Annotated in this window: 25 protein-coding genes; all 25 read right to left on the bottom strand. The window is 55.7% G+C overall.

Features of this window, described 5'->3' with window-relative positions; genetic code table 11:
• Window position 1: 1 nt before the first annotated feature.
• Window positions 2-178 (bottom strand): 50S ribosomal protein L30, encoded by a 177-nt coding sequence (gene rpmD / locus M1D68_RS02890; RefSeq protein ID WP_003176408.1) that lies wholly within the window; start codon window positions 176-178, stop codon window positions 2-4.
• 2 nt (window positions 179-180) lie between these two features.
• Window positions 181-681: a 30S ribosomal protein S5 gene (rpsE, locus tag M1D68_RS02885; RefSeq protein WP_003186035.1), complete on the bottom strand. Its 501-nt coding sequence runs from the start codon at window positions 679-681 to the stop codon at window positions 181-183.
• A gap of 3 nt (window positions 682-684) precedes the next feature.
• Window positions 685-1035: a 50S ribosomal protein L18 gene (rplR, locus tag M1D68_RS02880; RefSeq protein ID WP_003186037.1), complete on the bottom strand. Its 351-nt coding sequence runs from the start codon at window positions 1033-1035 to the stop codon at window positions 685-687.
• A 10-nt stretch (window positions 1036-1045) separates the two neighbouring features.
• The gene (rplF, locus tag M1D68_RS02875; protein WP_003186039.1) at window positions 1046-1579 is read right to left on the bottom strand and encodes a 50S ribosomal protein L6; all 534 of its coding nucleotides are present in this window, start codon (window positions 1577-1579) and stop codon (window positions 1046-1048) included.
• 12 nt (window positions 1580-1591) lie between these two features.
• Window positions 1592-1984: a 30S ribosomal protein S8 gene (gene rpsH, locus M1D68_RS02870; RefSeq protein WP_017848802.1), complete on the bottom strand. Its 393-nt coding sequence runs from the start codon at window positions 1982-1984 to the stop codon at window positions 1592-1594.
• Window positions 1985-2194: 210 nt separating this feature from the next.
• The gene (rpsN, locus tag M1D68_RS02865; RefSeq protein ID WP_003186042.1) at window positions 2195-2500 is read right to left on the bottom strand and encodes a 30S ribosomal protein S14; all 306 of its coding nucleotides are present in this window, start codon (window positions 2498-2500) and stop codon (window positions 2195-2197) included.
• 13 nt (window positions 2501-2513) lie between these two features.
• Entirely contained in the window at window positions 2514-3053 is a 540-nt protein-coding gene (gene rplE, locus M1D68_RS02860) for a 50S ribosomal protein L5 (protein WP_030140492.1), read from the bottom strand.
• A 20-nt stretch (window positions 3054-3073) separates the two neighbouring features.
• Window positions 3074-3388 (bottom strand): 50S ribosomal protein L24, encoded by a 315-nt coding sequence (rplX, locus tag M1D68_RS02855; RefSeq protein WP_003186046.1) that lies wholly within the window; start codon window positions 3386-3388, stop codon window positions 3074-3076.
• Window positions 3389-3399: 11 nt separating this feature from the next.
• Entirely contained in the window at window positions 3400-3768 is a 369-nt protein-coding gene (gene rplN, locus M1D68_RS02850) for a 50S ribosomal protein L14 (RefSeq protein WP_420767526.1), read from the bottom strand.
• Window positions 3769-3791: 23 nt separating this feature from the next.
• The gene (gene rpsQ, locus M1D68_RS02845) at window positions 3792-4058 is read right to left on the bottom strand and encodes a 30S ribosomal protein S17 (protein ID WP_003194644.1); all 267 of its coding nucleotides are present in this window, start codon (window positions 4056-4058) and stop codon (window positions 3792-3794) included.
• Between the two features lie 2 nt (window positions 4059-4060).
• A complete protein-coding gene (gene rpmC, locus M1D68_RS02840) occupies window positions 4061-4252 on the bottom strand; it encodes a 50S ribosomal protein L29 (protein ID WP_002555481.1) in 192 nt (63 codons plus the stop codon).
• Window positions 4252-4665, bottom strand: coding sequence for a 50S ribosomal protein L16 (gene rplP, locus M1D68_RS02835; protein WP_003186052.1), 414 nt, complete (start codon window positions 4663-4665; stop codon window positions 4252-4254). Before rplP ends, rpmC begins: the two co-directional genes overlap by 1 nt.
• 12 nt (window positions 4666-4677) lie before the next feature.
• Window positions 4678-5364, bottom strand: coding sequence for a 30S ribosomal protein S3 (rpsC, locus tag M1D68_RS02830; RefSeq protein ID WP_003176422.1), 687 nt, complete (start codon window positions 5362-5364; stop codon window positions 4678-4680).
• A gap of 13 nt (window positions 5365-5377) precedes the next feature.
• Complete coding sequence (gene rplV, locus M1D68_RS02825; RefSeq protein WP_003103908.1) at window positions 5378-5710, bottom strand: 50S ribosomal protein L22; 333 nt, start codon at window positions 5708-5710, stop codon at window positions 5378-5380.
• Between the two features lie 11 nt (window positions 5711-5721).
• Window positions 5722-5997, bottom strand: a complete 276-nt coding sequence (rpsS, locus tag M1D68_RS02820; RefSeq protein WP_002555486.1) for a 30S ribosomal protein S19 — start codon at window positions 5995-5997, stop codon at window positions 5722-5724.
• A gap of 16 nt (window positions 5998-6013) precedes the next feature.
• Window positions 6014-6838 carry a 50S ribosomal protein L2 gene (gene rplB, locus M1D68_RS02815; protein ID WP_007924198.1) on the bottom strand — a complete coding sequence of 275 codons (825 nt, stop codon included), beginning with the start codon at window positions 6836-6838 and terminating at the stop codon, window positions 6014-6016.
• A 14-nt stretch (window positions 6839-6852) separates the two neighbouring features.
• The gene (gene rplW / locus M1D68_RS02810) at window positions 6853-7152 is read right to left on the bottom strand and encodes a 50S ribosomal protein L23 (protein WP_002555488.1); all 300 of its coding nucleotides are present in this window, start codon (window positions 7150-7152) and stop codon (window positions 6853-6855) included.
• Window positions 7149-7751: a 50S ribosomal protein L4 gene (rplD, locus tag M1D68_RS02805; protein ID WP_003186057.1), complete on the bottom strand. Its 603-nt coding sequence runs from the start codon at window positions 7749-7751 to the stop codon at window positions 7149-7151. The genes rplW and rplD overlap by 4 nt, the downstream gene beginning before the upstream one ends.
• 12 nt (window positions 7752-7763) lie before the next feature.
• Entirely contained in the window at window positions 7764-8399 is a 636-nt protein-coding gene (rplC, locus tag M1D68_RS02800) for a 50S ribosomal protein L3 (protein ID WP_003186059.1), read from the bottom strand.
• 80 nt (window positions 8400-8479) lie between these two features.
• Window positions 8480-8791 (bottom strand): 30S ribosomal protein S10, encoded by a 312-nt coding sequence (rpsJ, locus tag M1D68_RS02795; RefSeq protein WP_003186070.1) that lies wholly within the window; start codon window positions 8789-8791, stop codon window positions 8480-8482.
• A gap of 155 nt (window positions 8792-8946) precedes the next feature.
• Window positions 8947-10140, bottom strand: a complete 1194-nt coding sequence (gene tuf / locus M1D68_RS02790) for an elongation factor Tu (protein WP_339481469.1) — start codon at window positions 10138-10140, stop codon at window positions 8947-8949.
• Between the two features lie 31 nt (window positions 10141-10171).
• Window positions 10172-12277, bottom strand: a complete 2106-nt coding sequence (fusA, locus tag M1D68_RS02785) for an elongation factor G (protein WP_434562044.1) — start codon at window positions 12275-12277, stop codon at window positions 10172-10174.
• A gap of 30 nt (window positions 12278-12307) precedes the next feature.
• Window positions 12308-12778 carry a 30S ribosomal protein S7 gene (gene rpsG, locus M1D68_RS02780; protein WP_003186074.1) on the bottom strand — a complete coding sequence of 157 codons (471 nt, stop codon included), beginning with the start codon at window positions 12776-12778 and terminating at the stop codon, window positions 12308-12310.
• 102 nt (window positions 12779-12880) lie between these two features.
• Complete coding sequence (gene rpsL / locus M1D68_RS02775) at window positions 12881-13252, bottom strand: 30S ribosomal protein S12 (RefSeq protein WP_003186084.1); 372 nt, start codon at window positions 13250-13252, stop codon at window positions 12881-12883.
• 216 nt (window positions 13253-13468) lie between these two features.
• On the bottom strand, window positions 13469-17668 hold the full coding sequence (rpoC, locus tag M1D68_RS02770; RefSeq protein ID WP_420767525.1) for a DNA-directed RNA polymerase subunit beta': 4200 nt from the start codon (window positions 17666-17668) through the stop codon (window positions 13469-13471).
• Window positions 17669-17728 lie beyond the last annotated feature (60 nt).

The raw sequence follows: 17728 nt of genomic DNA, 5'->3' as shown, positions 1-17728 counted from the left end.
ATTAACCCTCGACACGCAGCATGTAGTAAGCCTTGTTGATCATCCCGCGATTCTCGGGAGTATCCTGGACTTCTACAGTGTGACCGATGCGACGCAGACCCAGACCCTTAACGCACAGTTTGTGGTTAGGGATGCGGCCGGTCATGCTTTTGATCAGCGTAACTTTTACGGTAGCCATGATCAGAAGATCTCCTTGACGCTTTTGCCACGCTTGGCGGCAATGGATTCAGGAGACTGCATTGCTTTCAAACCCTTGAAAGTGGCGTGAACCACGTTTACTGGGTTAGTCGAGCCGTAGCACTTGGCCAGAACGTTCTGAACGCCAGCAACTTCGAGGACAGCACGCATAGCGCCACCAGCGATGATACCGGTACCTTCAGAAGCAGGCTGCATGTACACCTTCGAAGCGCCATGGGCAGACTTCATTGCGTACTGCAGGGTGGTGCCGTTCAGATCAACCTGGATCATGTTGCGGCGAGCAGCTTCCATTGCCTTCTGGATCGCAGCAGGCACTTCACGCGACTTGCCACGGCCGAAGCCAACACGGCCCTTACCATCACCTACCACGGTCAACGCAGTGAAAGTGAAGATACGGCCGCCTTTAACGGTTTTGGCTACGCGGTTAACTTGAACCAGCTTCTCGATGTAGCCTTCGTCGCGCTTTTGGTCGTTATTTGACATAACTTAGAACTCCAGCCCAGCTTCACGAGCAGCATCAGCCAGCGCCTTGACGCGGCCGTGGTACTTGAAGCCAGAGCGGTCGAAAGCCACCTGCGAGACGCCAGCGGCTTTAGCACGCGTAGCGACCAGCTGGCCAACCTTAGTGGCCGCGTCGATGTTGCCAGTGGCGCCATCACGCAGTTCTTTATCCAAAGTCGAGGCACTTGCCAGGACTTTGTTGCCGTCGGCCGAAATGACCTGGGCGTAGATGTGCTGCGACGAGCGGAACACGCAGAGACGCACGACTTCGAGTTCGTGCATTTTCAGGCGTGCTTTGCGAGCGCGACGCAGTCGAGTAACTTTTTTGTCGGTCATTTGCTATGCCCTACTTCTTCTTGGCTTCTTTACGACGGACGACTTCGTCCGCGTAGCGCACACCTTTGCCTTTGTACGGCTCTGGTGGACGGAAGTCGCGGATCTCGGCGGCCACTTGACCTACCAGCTGCTTGTCGATGCCCTTGATCAGGATATCGGTCTGGCTAGGAGTCTCAGCGGTGATGCCTTCCGGCAGTTCATAATCCACTGGGTGCGAGAAGCCAAGAGCCAGGTTCAGCACTGTGCCTTTTGCTTGCGCTTTGTAACCAACACCGACCAGCTGGAGCTTGCGCTCGAAGCCTTGGCTTACGCCTTGGACCATGTTGTTAACCAACGCACGAGTGGTACCAGCCATTGCGCGAGTCTGTTGATCGCCATTGCGAGCAGCGAAACGCAGCTCACCAGCTTCTTCAACGATCTCAACGGACGAATGGATGTTCAGTTGCAGAGTGCCCTTGGCACCCTTCACCGAAAGCTGTTGGCCTGCGAATTTGACTTCGACACCGGCTGGCAGCTTAACGGGGTTCTTAGCGACGCGTGACATGCTTATCCCCCCTTAGAACACAGTGCAAAGAACTTCGCCGCCGACACCGGCAGCGCGCGCAGCACGATCCGTCATCACACCTTTGTTGGTGGAGACGATAGACACGCCCAGGCCGCCACGAACTTTCGGCAGATCCTCAACGGACTTGTACTGACGCAGGCCAGGACGGCTAACGCGCTTCACTTCCTCGATGACCGGACGGCCTTCGAAGTACTTCAGCTCGATGGACAGCAGAGGCTTGATTTCGCTGCTGATCTGATAACCCGCAATGTAACCTTCGTCCTTCAGGACTTTGGCAACAGCTACCTTCAACGTGGAAGATGGCATGCTTACGACGGACTTTTCAGCCATCTGGGCATTACGGATACGAGTTAGCATGTCCGCTAACGGGTCCTGCATACTCATGGGCTAGACGCTCCTAATACACAAAAAATTAGCCTTTCGGCTAGTACGTGTCGCCGAGCGCATCCGCGCAATAAAAACACGGGCTCAGGCGAGCCGGGTATTCTAGACACACCCCAGAAATGAATCAAGCCCCAAAAGGGGCTTGATTCAAGTTCAAGGTCACCGGCGGTCAGGATCTCGCGACCCCGAACACCAGGACATTGACAGTGCTTACCAGCTGGCTTTGACCAGACCTGGAACGTCACCACGCATAGCGGCTTGACGCAGCATGTTACGGCCGAGGCCGAACTTGCGGTACACGCCGTGCGGACGACCAGTCAGGCGGCAGCGGTTACGCATGCGCGAGGCGCTGGCGTCACGTGGCTGCTTCTGCAGTGCTACGGTAGCTTCCCAACGCGCTTCTGGACTTGCGTTCAGATCAACGATGATAGCTTTCAGCGCTGCACGCTTGGTGGCGTACTTGGCAACGGTGAGCTGACGCTTCAGCTCACGGTTCTTCATGCTCTTCTTGGCCATTGTCCTACTCCAATCAGTTGCGGAACGGGAATTTGAAAGCACGCAGCAGCGCGCGACCTTCTTCATCCGTCCGAGCAGTGGTGGTCAGGGTAATGTCCAGACCGCGGAGAGCATCGATCTTGTCGTAATCGATTTCCGGGAAAATGATCTGCTCTTTCACGCCCATGCTGTAGTTGCCACGACCATCGAAGGACTTGGCATTCAGGCCGCGGAAGTCGCGAACCCGAGGCAGGGAGATCGACAGCAGACGATCCAGGAACTCGTACATACGCTCACGGCGCAGGGTCACTTTGACGCCGATCGGCCAACCTTCACGGACTTTAAAGCCAGCGATGGATTTCCGAGCGTAAGTCACAACGACTTTCTGACCGGTGATCTTTTCCAGGTCGGCAACGGCATGCTCGATGACTTTTTTGTCGCCGATCGCTTCGCCCAGACCCATGTTCAGGGTGATTTTGGTAACGCGCGGAACTTCCATCACGTTCGAAAGCTTAAGTTCTTCCTTAAGTTTCGGTGCGATTTCCTTCCGGTAAATCTCTTTTAGTCGTGCCATGGTCTTCTACCTAGCAGTGTTCAAGCATCAACCGCTTTTTGGGTCGACTTGAAGACACGAATTTTCTTACCGTCTTCTACTTTGAAACCAACGCGGTCAGCCTTGTTGGTTTCGCCGTTGAAGATGGCGACGTTGGAAGCGTGCAGTGGCGCTTCTTTCTCGACGATACCGCCTTGTACGCCCGACATCGGGTTAGGCTTGGTATGACGCTTGACCAGGTTCAGACCACCAACAACCAGACGGTTGTCAGCAAGAACCTTCAGCACCTTACCGCGCTTACCCTTGTCTTTGCCGGCGATCACGATGATCTCGTCGTCACGACGAATCTTTTGCATGTCGGATCTCCTTACAGCACTTCTGGGGCGAGCGAGACGATCTTCATGAACTTCTCAGTACGAAGTTCACGGGTCACTGGCCCAAAGATACGGGTGCCGATTGGCTCTTGCTTGTTGTTCAACAGAACAGCAGCGTTGCCATCAAAGCGGATGATGGAGCCGTCAGCACGACGAACACCGTGGCGAGTGCGGACTACGATAGCAGTCATCACTTGGCCTTTTTTCACCTTACCGCGAGGAATTGCTTCCTTGACGGTAACTTTGATGATGTCACCGATACCAGCGTAACGACGATGGGAGCCACCCAGCACCTTGATGCACATAACACGGCGAGCGCCGCTGTTATCGGCCACATCGAGCATGGATTGAGTCTGAATCATATAATTTCTCCGACCCCTAGCCCTTAGACTTCCACAGCGCGTTCGAGAACATCAACCAGCGCCCAAGACTTGGTCTTGGCCATCGGACGAGTCTCACGAATAGTGACCTTGTCGCCGATGTGGCACTGATTGGTTTCGTCGTGCGCGTGCAGCTTAGTCGAACGCTTAACGTATTTACCGTAGATCGGGTGCTTAACGCGACGCTCGATCAGAACGGTGATGGTTTTGTCCATCTTGTCGCTGACAACACGGCCAGTCAGCGTACGGACAGTTTTTTCGGCTTCAGCCATGATTACTTACCTGCCTGCTGGTTGAGCACAGTTTTCACGCGAGCGATGTCACGCTTAACTTGCGAGAGCAGATGAGACTGCCCCAACTGGCCAGTTGCTTTCTGCATACGCAGATTGAACTGGTCGCGCAGCAGGCCGAGCAGTTGCTCGTTCAGCTGCTGTGCTGATTTTTCACGAAGTTCATTCGCTTTCATCACATCACCGTCCGTTTAACAAAGGAGGTGGCGAGCGGCAGCTTTGCAGCAGCCAGGGCGAAAGCCTCACGCGCCAGCTCTTCAGAAACACCCTCGATTTCGTACAGGACTTTGCCTGGCTGAATCTGGGCAACCCAGTACTCCACGTTACCCTTACCTTTACCCATCCGAACTTCGAGTGGCTTCTTGGTGACAGGCTTGTCCGGGAATACACGGATCCAGATCTTGCCGCCACGTTTTACGTGACGGGTCAGAGCACGACGCGCTGACTCGATCTGACGAGCGGTGAGACGACCACGAGCAACAGACTTCAGCGCGAACTCGCCGAAGCTGACTTTGCTACCGCGCAATGCCAGGCCACGGTTGTGACCGGTCATCTGCTTGCGGAACTTCGTACGCTTTGGTTGCAACATTTGGCGTACCCCTTACTTAGCAGCTTTTTTACGAGGCGCTGGTGCTTGTGGCTTCAGTTCTTCTTGGCGACCACCAATTACTTCGCCTTTGAAGATCCAAACCTTTACACCGATCACACCGTAGGTGGTGTGAGCTTCGTAGTTGGCATAGTCGATGTCGGCACGCAGGGTGTGCAGTGGCACACGACCTTCGCGATACCATTCAGTACGTGCGATTTCAGCACCGCCGAGACGACCGCTCACTTGGATTTTGATGCCTTTGGCACCAATGCGCATTGCGTTCTGTACAGCGCGCTTCATAGCGCGACGGAACATTACACGGCGCTCCAGCTGCTGAGCTACGCTCTGCGCAACCAGCATACCGTCGAGTTCCGGCTTGCGGATCTCTTCGATATTGATGTGCACAGGCACACCCATTTGCTTGGTCAGGTCCTGACGCAGTTTCTCAACATCTTCACCTTTCTTCCCGATAACGATACCTGGGCGAGCGGTGTGGATGGTGATACGTGCAGTCTGAGCCGGACGATGGATATCGATACGGCTGACGGACGCGCTTTTTAGTTTGTCTTGGAGATACTCACGCACCTTCAGATCAGCGAACAAGTAGTCCGCATAAGTCCGACCGTCTGCGTACCAGACGGAGGTGTGCTCCTTGACGATTCCCAGGCGAATGCCAATGGGATGTACTTTCTGACCCATCTCTTCGACTCCGTTACTTGTCAGCAACCTTGACAGTGATATGGCAAGACCGCTTGACGATGCGATCAGCACGGCCTTTGGCACGTGGCATGATGCGCTTCAGCGAACGCCCTTCGTTGACGAAAACGGTGCTGACCTTCAGGTCATCAACGTCTGCGCCTTCGTTATGCTCGGCGTTGGCTACGGCCGACTCCAGCACTTTTTTCATGATCTCGGCGGCTTTCTTACTGCTGAAAGCCAACAGGTTGAGCGCTTCGCCCACCTTCTTCCCGCGGATCTGGTCGGCGACCAAGCGGGCTTTCTGGGCGGAGATTCGAGCGCCCGACAACTTAGCGGCTACTTCCATTTCCTTACCCCTTAACGCTTGGCTTTCTTGTCAGCCACGTGCCCACGGTATGTGCGGGTACCGGCGAACTCGCCCAGTTTGTGGCCGACCATGTCTTCGTTCACGAGAACTGGGACGTGCTGGCGACCGTTGTGTACAGCGATGGTCAGACCGACCATTTGTGGCAGGATCATCGAGCGGCGCGACCAGGTCTTAACTGGTTTGCGATCGTTCTTTTCCGCCGCCACTTCGATCTTCTTCAGTAGGTGAAGATCAATAAAAGGACCTTTTTTCAGAGAACGTGGCACTGTCGTATCCCTCTATTTACTTGCGACGACGGACGATCATTTTGTCGGTACGCTTATTACCACGAGTCTTCGCGCCCTTAGTCGGGAAGCCCCATGGCGATACCGGATGACGACCACCAGAGGTACGACCTTCACCACCACCATGTGGGTGGTCAACCGGGTTCATGGCAACACCACGAACGGTTGGGCGAACGCCACGCCAGCGCTTGGCACCAGCTTTACCCAACGAACGCAGGCTGTGCTCGGAGTTCGAGACTTCGCCCAGGGTCGCACGGCATTCAGCCAGTACTTTACGCATCTCACCAGAACGCAGACGCAGGGTCACGTAGACACCTTCACGAGCGATCAGCTGAGCCGAAGCACCAGCGGAACGAGCGATTTGCGCGCCTTTACCTGGCTTCAATTCGATGCCGTGTACGGTGCTACCAACTGGAATGTTACGCAGTTGCAGAGCGTTGCCCGGCTTGATCGGCGCCAAGGCACCTGCGATCAGCTGGTCGCCAGCGCTCACGCCTTTAGGGGCGATGATGTAGCGACGCTCGCCATCTGCGTACAGCAGCAGAGCGATGTGAGCAGTACGGTTTGGATCGTATTCGATACGCTCGACGGTGGCAGCGATGCCATCCTTGTCGTTGCGACGGAAGTCGACCAGACGATAATGCTGCTTATGACCACCACCAACGTGACGAGTGGTAATACGGCCATTGTTGTTACGACCACCAGACTTCGATTTTTTCTCGAGCAGCGGTGCGTGAGGAGCGCCTTTATGCAGCTCCTGGTTGACCACCTTGACCACAAAACGGCGGCCAGGGGAAGTCGGTTTGCATTTAACGATTGCCATGATGCACCCCTTCCTTACTCAGCACTGCTGCTGAAATCGAGATCTTGGCCTGGCTGAAGGGAGATAACTGCCTTCTTCCAGTCATTACGCTTGCCCAGACCGCGAGCAGTGCGCTTGCTCTTACCCAGAACATTCAGGGTAGTAACGCGCTCTACTTTGACGCTGAACAGGCTTTCGACGGCCTTCTTGATTTCCAGCTTGGTTGCATCGGTTGCAACCTTGAAAACGAACTGGCCTTTCTTGTCTGCCAGAACCGTAGCCTTCTCGGAAACGTGCGGGCCAAGCAGAACTTTAAATACGCGTTCCTGGTTCATCCCAGCAGCTCCTCGAATTTCTTCACGGCCGACACGGTGATCAACACCTTGTCGTATGCGATCAGACTGACCGGATCGGAACCCTGCACGTCACGAACGTCGACGTGTGGCAGGTTGCGAGCAGCCAGGTACAGGTTCTGATCAACAGCGTCAGACACGATCAGGACGTCAGTCAGACCCATGCCATTCAGCTTGTTCAGCAGATCTTTGGTTTTCGGTGCTTCAACAGCGAAGTCCTGAACCACGACCAGACGATCAGTACGCACCAGCTCAGCAAGGATGGAACGCATTGCTGCGCGGTACATCTTCTTGTTCAGCTTCTGGGAGTGATCCTGAGGACGAGCTGCGAAAGTGGTACCGCCGCCACGCCAGATTGGGCTACGGATTGTACCGGCACGAGCACGGCCAGTACCTTTCTGACGCCATGGGCGCTTACCGCCACCAGAAACGTCGGAACGGGTCTTTTGCTGCTTGCTACCTTGACGGCCGCCGGCCATGTAGGCCACGACTGCTTGGTGAACCAGCGTCTCGTTGAATTCGCCGCCAAATGTCAGTTCGGAAACTTCGATCGCTTGAGCGTCATTTACATTTAATTGCATGTCAGCTTCCCCTTAACCGCGAGCCTTGGCTGCTGGACGTACAACCAAGTTGCCGCCAGTAGCGCCAGGAACAGCGCCCTTGACCAACAACAGATTGCGTTCAGCGTCCACGCGCACTACTTCGAGGGACTGCACGGTCACGCGCTCAGCGCCCATATGACCGGACATTTTTTTGCCCTTGAATACACGACCAGGAGTCTGGCACTGGCCGATAGAGCCTGGAACGCGGTGGGATACGGAGTTACCGTGGGTGTTATCTTGCCCGCGGAAGTTCCAACGCTTGATCGTACCCTGGAAGCCTTTACCTTTGGACTGACCGGTTACATCAACCAGTTGACCAGCAGCGAAGATTTCAGCGTTGATCAGATCGCCGGCCTGGTACTCGCCTTCTTCAAGGCGGAATTCCATTACGGTACGACCAGCGGCTACGTTCGCCTTGGCGAAGTGGCCAGCTTGAGCAGCTGTTACACGCGAAGCGCGACGCTCGCCGACAGTGACTTGCACTGCACGATAGCCATCGGTTTCTTCAGTTTTGAACTGGGTGACGCGATTCGGCTCGATCTCAATGACCGTGACCGGAATGGAGACACCTTCTTCGGTGAAAATACGGGTCATACCGCATTTACGACCGACTACACCAATAGTCATGTTGTAAACCTCATGAGTGTACGGGGCTTTCACCCGCTATGGCCGCCCATTTCAGAGCGTTACACGACTAAGACCGAGTCTTAGCCGAGGCTGATCTGCACTTCCACACCGGCCGCAAGATCAAGCTTCATAAGAGCATCAACGGTTTTATCCGTTGGCTGGACGATGTCCAGAACGCGCTTATGAGTACGGATCTCGTACTGGTCACGCGCGTCTTTGTTGACGTGCGGGGAGACCAGAACGGTGAACCGCTCTTTACGGGTAGGCAGTGGAATTGGACCACGCACTTGAGCACCAGTACGTTTCGCGGTTTCCACGATTTCCTGGGTGGATTGGTCGATCAGGCGATGGTCAAAAGCCTTCAACCTGATACGGATTTGCTGATTTTGCATTGGATTTCAGACTCCGGCTGCTATTCCCACCGGGCGCAATACGCCCGTTAAAAGGAGGCGCAATTCTATAGACGCCCCTGATAGGTGTCAACCTAATAAAAAAGCCCCCGCTAAGCGGGGGCTTTCCTGTTCATCGAGTCGACTCTGAAAGAGTCTTATTCGATGACTTTGGCTACGACGCCAGCGCCGACGGTACGACCGCCTTCACGGATAGCGAAACGCAGGCCGTCTTCCATCGCGATGGTCTTGATCAGAGTGACAGTCATCTGAATGTTGTCACCTGGCATTACCATTTCAACGCCTTCTGGCAGCTCGCAGTTACCAGTCACGTCAGTTGTACGGAAGTAGAACTGTGGACGGTAGCCTTTGAAGAACGGAGTGTGACGACCGCCTTCTTCCTTGCTCAGAACGTAGACTTCTGCGGTGAACTTGGTGTGCGGCTTGACGGTGCCTGGCTTGACCAGAACCTGGCCACGCTCAACGTCGTCACGCTTGGTGCCACGCAGCAGTACGCCGCAGTTCTCGCCAGCACGACCTTCGTCGAGCAGCTTGCGGAACATTTCAACGCCGGTGCAGGTAGTTTTCTGAGTGTCGCGCAGACCGACGATCTCAACTTCTTCCTGGATACGGACGATGCCACGCTCAACACGACCAGTCACAACAGTACCGCGACCGGAGATCGAGAACACGTCTTCGATTGGCATCAGGAACGGCTTGTCGATAGCACGCTCTGGCTCTGGGATGTAGCTGTCCAGAGTTTCCACCAGCTTCTTGACAGCAGTGGTGCCCATTTCGTTGTCGTCTTGGCCGTTCAGAGCCATCAGAGCCGAACCGATGATGATTGGAGTGTCATCACCCGGGAAGTCGTAAGTGCTCAGCAGGTCGCGCACTTCCATCTCAACCAGTTCCAGCAGCTCAGCGTCGTCAACCATGTCAGCCTTGTTCAGGAAGACAACGATGTACGGAACGCCTACCTGACGGGACAGCAGGATGTGCTCACGGGTTTGTGGCATCGGACCATCAGCGGCCGAGCAAACCAGGATCGCGCCGTCCATCTGGGCAGCACCGGTGATCATGTTTTTTACGTAGTCGGCGTGACCTGGGCAGTCAACGTGTGCGTAGTGACGCACGGACGAATCGTATTCAACGTGAGCGGTGTTGATGGTGATACCGCGAGCTTTCTCTTCCGGGGCGCTGTCGATCTTGTCGAAGTCAACCTTGGCCGAACCGAAAACTTCGGAGCAGACACGGGTCAGAGCAGCGGTCAGCGTGGTTTTACCGTGGTCGACGTGACCGATGGTACCAACGTTGACGTGCGGTTTGTTCCGTTCAAATTTTTCTTTAGCCACGACAATTAACTCCTAGCTTAAAGGGGCTGGATCAGCCTTGCTTTTTGGTAACAGTCTCGACGATATGCGACGGAGCTGTATTGTATTTTTTGAATTCCATAGAGTAGCTTGCGCGACCCTGAGACATGGAGCGAACGTCGGTTGCGTAACCGAACATCTCACCCAACGGAACCTCGGCGCGGATAACCTTGCCGGAAACCGTATCTTCCATACCCAGAATCATGCCACGACGACGGTTAAGGTCGCCCATGACATCACCCATGTAGTCTTCAGGCGTAACGACTTCTACCGCCATGATAGGTTCAAGCAACTCACCACCGCCCTTCTGGGCCAGTTGCTTGGTAGCCATGGAAGCAGCCACCTTAAACGCCATCTCGTTGGAGTCGACGTCGTGGTAAGAACCGTCGAACACAGTCGCCTTCAGGCCGATCAGCGGATAGCCGGCAACAACGCCGTTCTTCATCTGCTCTTCGATACCTTTCTGGATCGCCGGGATGTATTCCTTAGGAACCACACCACCAACGACTTCGTTCAGGAATTGCAGACCTTCCTGACCTTCGTCAGCCGGTGCAAAACGGATCCAGCAATGACCGAACTGGCCACGACCGCCGGACTGGCGAACGAACTTGCCTTCGATTTCACAGCTCTTCGTGATGCGCTCACGATAGGAAACCTGAGGCTTACCGATGTTGGCTTCGACGTTGAACTCACGGCGCATCCGGTCAACCAGGATGTCCAGGTGCAGCTCGCCCATGCCGGAGATGATCGTCTGACCAGTCTCTTCATCAGTCTTGACGCGGAAAGAAGGGTCTTCCTGAGCGAGCTTGCCCAGAGCGATACCCATTTTTTCCTGGTCGTCCTTGGTCTTAGGCTCAACGGCAACCGAGATAACCGGCTCCGGGAAGTCCATGCGAACCAGGATGATTGGCTTGTCAGCGTTGCACAAGGTTTCACCGGTGGTGACGTCCTTCATGCCGATCAAGGCCGCGATGTCGCCAGCGCGCACTTCCTTGATTTCTTCACGGGCGTTTGCGTGCATTTGCACCATACGACCCACGCGCTCTTTCTTGCCTTTTACCGAGTTGATCACGCCGTCGCCGGATGCCAACACGCCCGAGTAAACTCGAACGAAGGTCAAGGTACCCACGAATGGGTCAGTAGCGATCTTGAACGCCAAAGCCGCGAACGGCTCGTCGTCACTTGCGTGACGCTCCATTTCCTCTTCCTCGTTATCCGGGTTGGAACCCTTGATAGCAGGAATGTCGGTTGGAGCAGGCAGGAAGTCGATAACGGCGTCGAGAACCAGGGGAACGCCCTTGTTCTTGAAGGAAGAACCGCAAACAGCCAGAACGATCTCACCAGCGATAGTACGCTGACGCAGAGCGGCCTTGATTTCCTCGTTGGAGAGTTCTTCGCCCTCGAGGTACTTGTTCATCAGCTCTTCATTGGCTTCGGCCGCAGCCTCAACCATGTTGCTGCGCCATTGCTCGGCTTCTTCCAACAGCTCGGCAGGAATTTCCTTACGAACAGGGACCATGCCCTTGTCGGAGTCATTCCAGTACACGGCCTGCATGTTGATCAGGTCGATCTGGCCCTGGAAGTTGTCTTCCGAACCGATAGCGAGCTGGATAGGCACCGGAGTGTGACCCAGACGCTGCTTGATCTGACCGATCACGCGCAGGAAGTTGGCACCAGCACGGTCCATCTTGTTTACATAAACAAGACGTGGAACACCGTATTTGTTGGCCTGACGCCATACGGTTTCCGACTGAGGCTCAACGCCCGAAGTACCACAGAACACAACGACCGCGCCGTCGAGTACACGCAGGGAACGCTCAACTTCAATGGTGAAGTCTACGTGGCCCGGGGTATCGATAACGTTGAAGCGATGCTCGTGCGGGTACTGCTTCTCGGAACCTTTCCAGAAGGCGGTGATAGCAGCAGAAGTAATGGTAATACCACGCTCCTGCTCCTGAACCATCCAGTCTGTGGTCGCGGCGCCGTCATGCACCTCGCCCATTTTGTGACTTTTGCCGGTGTAAAAAAGGACGCGCTCGGTGGTGGTGGTCTTACCAGCATCCACGTGAGCAACGATACCGATGTTACGGTAGCGGTTAATCGGTGTAGTACGAGCCATAAAGCCCTCGCAAATTGAGTGACGCTAAAATTAGAAGCGGTAGTGCGAGAAAGCCTTGTTGGCTTCAGCCATACGGTGCACGTCTTCACGCTTCTTAACTGCAGCACCTTTACCTTCAGCAGCGTCCAACAGTTCACCAGCCAAACGCAGGGCCATGGACTTCTCGCCGCGCTTGCGGGCGAAGTCTACCAGCCAGCGCATTGCCAGGGCGTTACGACGGGAAGGACGAACTTCGACCGGAACCTGGTAAGTAGCACCGCCTACACGGCGCGACTTCACTTCGACCAGCGGAGCGATGGCGTCGAGAGCTTTCTCGAAGATTTCCAGGGGATCGCTGTTCTTGCGTTCCTTAACTTTGTCCAGTGCGCCATAAACGATACGTTCGGCAACGGCTTTCTTGCCGCTTTCCATAACGTGGTTCATGAACTTGGCGAGAATCTGGCTTCCGTATTTCGGATCGTCCAGAATCTCACGTTTGGCTGCTACGCGACGTCTTGGCATGATAAGCCCTCAAGCGGTCTTCAGGTTAGCCCGGGACAGCGGATGCGTGCCCGACCTTACTCTTATCGACTCAATAAAAATGAAAAACTGCAAAACGACCGATTACTTCGGACGCTTGGTACCGTACTTCGAGCGACCCTGGTTACGACCTTTAACGCCGGAAGTATCCAAAGAACCGCGGACGGTGTGGTAACGAACACCTGGCAAGTCTTTTACACGACCGCCGCGGATCAGTACCACGCTGTGCTCTTGCAGGTTGTGACCTTCACCACCGATGTACGAGGAAACCTCGAAACCGTTGGTCAGGCGCACACGGCATACTTTACGCAGTGCCGAGTTAGGTTTTTTCGGCGTGGTGGTATACACACGGGTGCATACGCCACGACGTTGCGGGCAGTTCTGCAGCGCAGGCACGTCGGATTTCTCGACGATACGCTTACGCGGCTGACGTACCAGCTGGTTGATAGTTGCCATCTACTAGCTCCACTGTTGTCTTGCGACGCTATTGTCTTACAAGAAAAGCAAAATGGCAGGAACGAATTCCCGCCAAATTTAGGGGATCAAGAGTCTAAAGAGGATCTTGTCCCCAGTCAAGGCAAGGCCCCGACCTCCCCGCCCGCCGAATCTCGACAATTTGTCTCGATCCGCCGAACGGGATGGCCAGGGCCAGGCACTTAATCAACGCCGAACTCAGTTACCGCTCGAGTTCAGTGCTTCGGTCAGTGCAGCTTCCACTTCACTGGCGCTCACGCGCAGCGGCTTGTCTGCATCACGACGACGCTTGCGTTCGCTGTGATAGGCCAAACCGGTACCGGCCGGGATCAGACGACCCACGACCACGTTTTCTTTCAGGCCGCGCAAGTAGTCGCGCTTGCCGGTAACCGCCGCCTCGGTCAGTACGCGAGTGGTTTCCTGGAAGGAAGCCGCCGAGATGAACGATTCGGTGGACAGCGACGCCTTGGTGATACCCAGCAGTACGCGAGTGAACTTGGCAAGGAACTTGTCCTCGTTCGCCAGACGCTCGTTTTCCACCAGCACGTGAGTCAGTTCCATCTGGTCGCCCTTGATGAAGCTGGAGTCGCCAGACTCGGAGATCTCAACTTTACGCAGCATCTGACGCAGGATGGTCTCGATGTGCTTGTCGTTGATCTTCACGCCCTGCAGACGATAAACGTCCTGGATTTCGTTCACGATGTACTTGGCCAGCGCACTGACACCCAGCAGACGCAGGATGTCATGTGGATCGCTCGGACCGTCGGAGATAACTTCGCCGCGGTTTACCTGTTCGCCTTCGAAGACGTTCAGGTGACGCCACTTAGGAATCAGCTCTTCGTACGGATCGCTACCGTCGTTCGGGGTGATAACCAGGCGGCGCTTGCCCTTGGTTTCTTTACCGAACGCGATGGTGCCGCTGACTTCAGCCAGAATCGAGGCTTCTTTCGGACGACGAGCTTCGAACAAGTCGGCAACACGCGGCAGACCACCGGTGATGTCGCGGGTCTTCGAAGTTTCTTGCGGGATACGAGCGATAACATCACCGATCGCGATCCGCGCACCGTCCGCAACACCGACCAGGGCGTTGGCTGGCAGGAAGTACTGAGCGATTACGTCAGTACCTGGCAGCAACAGATCCTTGCCGTTGTCGTCGACCATCTTCACGGCCGGACGGATGTCCTTGCCTGCAGCTGGACGATCTTTTGCGTCGAGCACTTCGATGTTGGTCATACCGGTCAATTCGTCAGTCTGACGCTTGATCGTGATGCCTTCTTCCATGCCCACGTAGGTCACGGTACCTTTCATCTCGGTGACGATTGGGTGAGTGTGCGGATCCCACTTGGCCACGATGGCACCAGCGTCGACCTTGTCGCCTTCCTTCACCGAAATCACGGCACCGTACGGCAGCTTGTAGCGCTCGCGCTCACGACCGAAGTCGTCGGCAATCGCCAACTCACCGGAACGGGAAACGGCGACCAGGTGACCGTCGACACGCTCAACATGCTTCAGGTTGTGCAGGCGGACAGTACCGCCATTCTTCACCTGAACGCTGTCGGCCGCGGAGGTCCGGCTTGCCGCACCACCGATGTGGAACGTACGCATGGTCAGCTGGGTACCCGGCTCACCGATGGACTGGGCAGCAATAACGCCGACCGCTTCACCGATGTTCACCTGGTGACCACGTGCCAGGTCGCGACCGTAGCACTTGGCGCAGATGCCGTAGCGGGTTTCACAGCTGATCGGCGAGCGCACGATCACTTCGTCGATGCTGTTGAGCTCGATGAATTCGACCCACTTCTCGTCAACCAGGGTGCCAGCAGGAACGATGACGTCCTCGGTACCCGGCTTGAATACGTCACGGGCGATGACACGACCCAATACGCGCTCACCCAGCGGCTCAACAACGTCACCGCCTTCGATGTGCGGAGTCATTACCAGGCCATGCTCGGTGCCGCAATCGATCTCGGTCACGACCAGATCCTGGGCAACGTCTACCAGACGACGAGTCAGGTAACCGGAGTTCGCCGTTTTCAACGCGGTATCCGCAAGACCCTTACGAGCACCGTGAGTGGAGATGAAGTACTGGAGTACGCTCAAACCTTCACGGAAGTTCGCAGTAATCGGGGTCTCGATGATGGAGCCGTCCGGCTTGGCCATCAGGCCACGCATACCGGCGAGCTGACGGATCTGCGCAGCAGAACCCCGCGCACCCGAGTCGGCCATCATGTACATCGAGTTGAAGGATTCCTGGTCGACTTCCTTGCCATGGCGGTCGATGACCTTCTCTTTCGAGAGGTTGGCCATCATGGCCTTGGATACTTCGTCGTTCGCCTTGGACCAGAGGTCGATCACCTTGTTGTACTTCTCGCCCTGGGTTACCAGGCCGGAGGCGTACTGGCTTTCGATCTCTTTCACTTCTTCGGTGGCTGCACCGATGATGCGGGCTTTTTCATCAGGGATAACGAAGTCGTTAACACCGATGGAAACGCCGGAGATGGTCGAATAGGCAAAACCGGTGTACATCAACTGGTCAGCGAAGATCACGGTCTCTTTCAGACCAACCACGCGGTAGCACTGGTTGATCAGCTTGGAGATCGCCTTTTTCTTCATCGGCAGGTTGACGACATCGAAGGACAAGCCTTTCGGCACGACCTGGAACAGCAGCGCACGGCCGACGGTGGTGTCGACGATACGAGTGTTGGTCACGCTGTTGCCATCACGATCGTTTACGGTTTCGTTGATCCGCACCTTGACCTTGGCGTGCAGTGCGGCTTCGCCGGCACGGAACACACGGTCAACTTCCTGCAGGTCCGCGAACACACGACCTTCGCCCTTGGCGTTGATCGCTTCACGAGTCATGTAGTACAGACCCAATACAACGTCCTGGGACGGAACGATGATTGGCTCACCGTTGGCTGGCGACAGGATGTTGTTGGTCGACATCATCAACGCACGCGCTTCGAGCTGGGCTTCCAGCGTCAGCGGTACGTGCACGGCCATTTGGTCGCCGTCGAAGTCGGCGTTGTACGCAGCACAGACCAGCGGGTGCAGCTGGATAGCCTTACCTTCGATCAGTACCGGTTCAAACGCCTGGATACCCAGACGGTGAAGGGTCGGTGCACGGTTGAGCAGCACTGGGTGTTCGCGAATCACTTCGGCAAGAACGTCCCAGACCTCTGGCAGCTCGCGCTCGACCATCTTCTTGGCGGCCTTGATGGTGGTCGCAAGACCACGCATTTCCAGCTTGCCGAAGATGAACGGTTTGAACAGTTCCAGGGCCATTTTCTTTGGCAGGCCGCACTGGTGCAGACGCAGGGTCGGGCCTACGGTAATTACCGAACGACCGGAGTAGTCAACACGCTTACCGAGCAAGTTCTGACGGAAACGACCCTGCTTACCCTTGATCATGTCAGCCAGGGATTTCAGAGGACGCTTGTTCGAACCGGTGATAGCGCGGCCACGACGACCGTTGTCGAGCAATGCGTCCACCGCTTCCTGCAACATACGCTTTTCGTTGCGCACGATGATGTCCGGAGCGGACAGATCGAGCAGGCGCTTCAAGCGGTTGTTACGGTTGATCACCCGACGATACAGATCGTTGAGGTCGGAAGTCGCGAAACGACCGCCATCGAGCGGAACCAGCGGACGCAGGTCTGGCGGCAGTACCGGCAGAACGGTCAGCACCATCCACTCTGGCAGGTTGCCGGAACCCTGGAAGGCTTCCATCAACTTCAGACGCTTGGACAGCTTCTTGATCTTGGTTTCGGAGTTGGTTTGCGGAATCTCTTCACGCAGACGACCAATCTCGTGCTCCAGGTCGATAGCGTGCAGCAGTTCGCGGACAGCTTCGGCACCCATGCGGGCATCGAAATCGTCGCCGAACTCTTCCAGCGCTTCGAAGTACTGTTCGTCGTTGAGCAGCTGACCTTTTTCAAGAGTGGTCATGCCTGGATCGATAACGACATAGCTCTCGAAGTAGAGAACGCGTTCGATATCACGCAGGGTCATGTCCATCAGCAGGCCGATACGGGACGGCAGCGATTTCAGGAACCAGATGTGGGCAACCGGCGAGGCCAGTTCGATGTGCGCCATGCGCTCACGACGAACTTTTGCCAGCGCGACTTCAACGCCGCACTTCTCGCAGATCACGCCGCGATGCTTCAAGCGCTTGTACTTACCGCACAGGCACTCGTAATCCTTTACCGGGCCAAAGATCTTGGCGCAGAACAGACCATCACGCTCGGGTTTGAACGTACGGTAGTTGATGGTTTCCGGTTTTTTTACTTCACCGAACGACCACGAACGGATCATCTCAGGCGAGGCCAATCCAATACGGATGGCGTCGAACTCTTCGACTTGACCCTGGTTTTTCAGCAAATTCAGTAGGTCTTTCAAGGCCTTTCCTCCTGGCGGAGCAGAGAGCGGGCAAAACAGCCCCGCTCTCGATTCGCGTCA

The organism is Pseudomonas sp. R4-84 (genome assembly GCF_054130985.1).
This window is presented reverse-complemented; position numbering and strand designations above follow the sequence as displayed.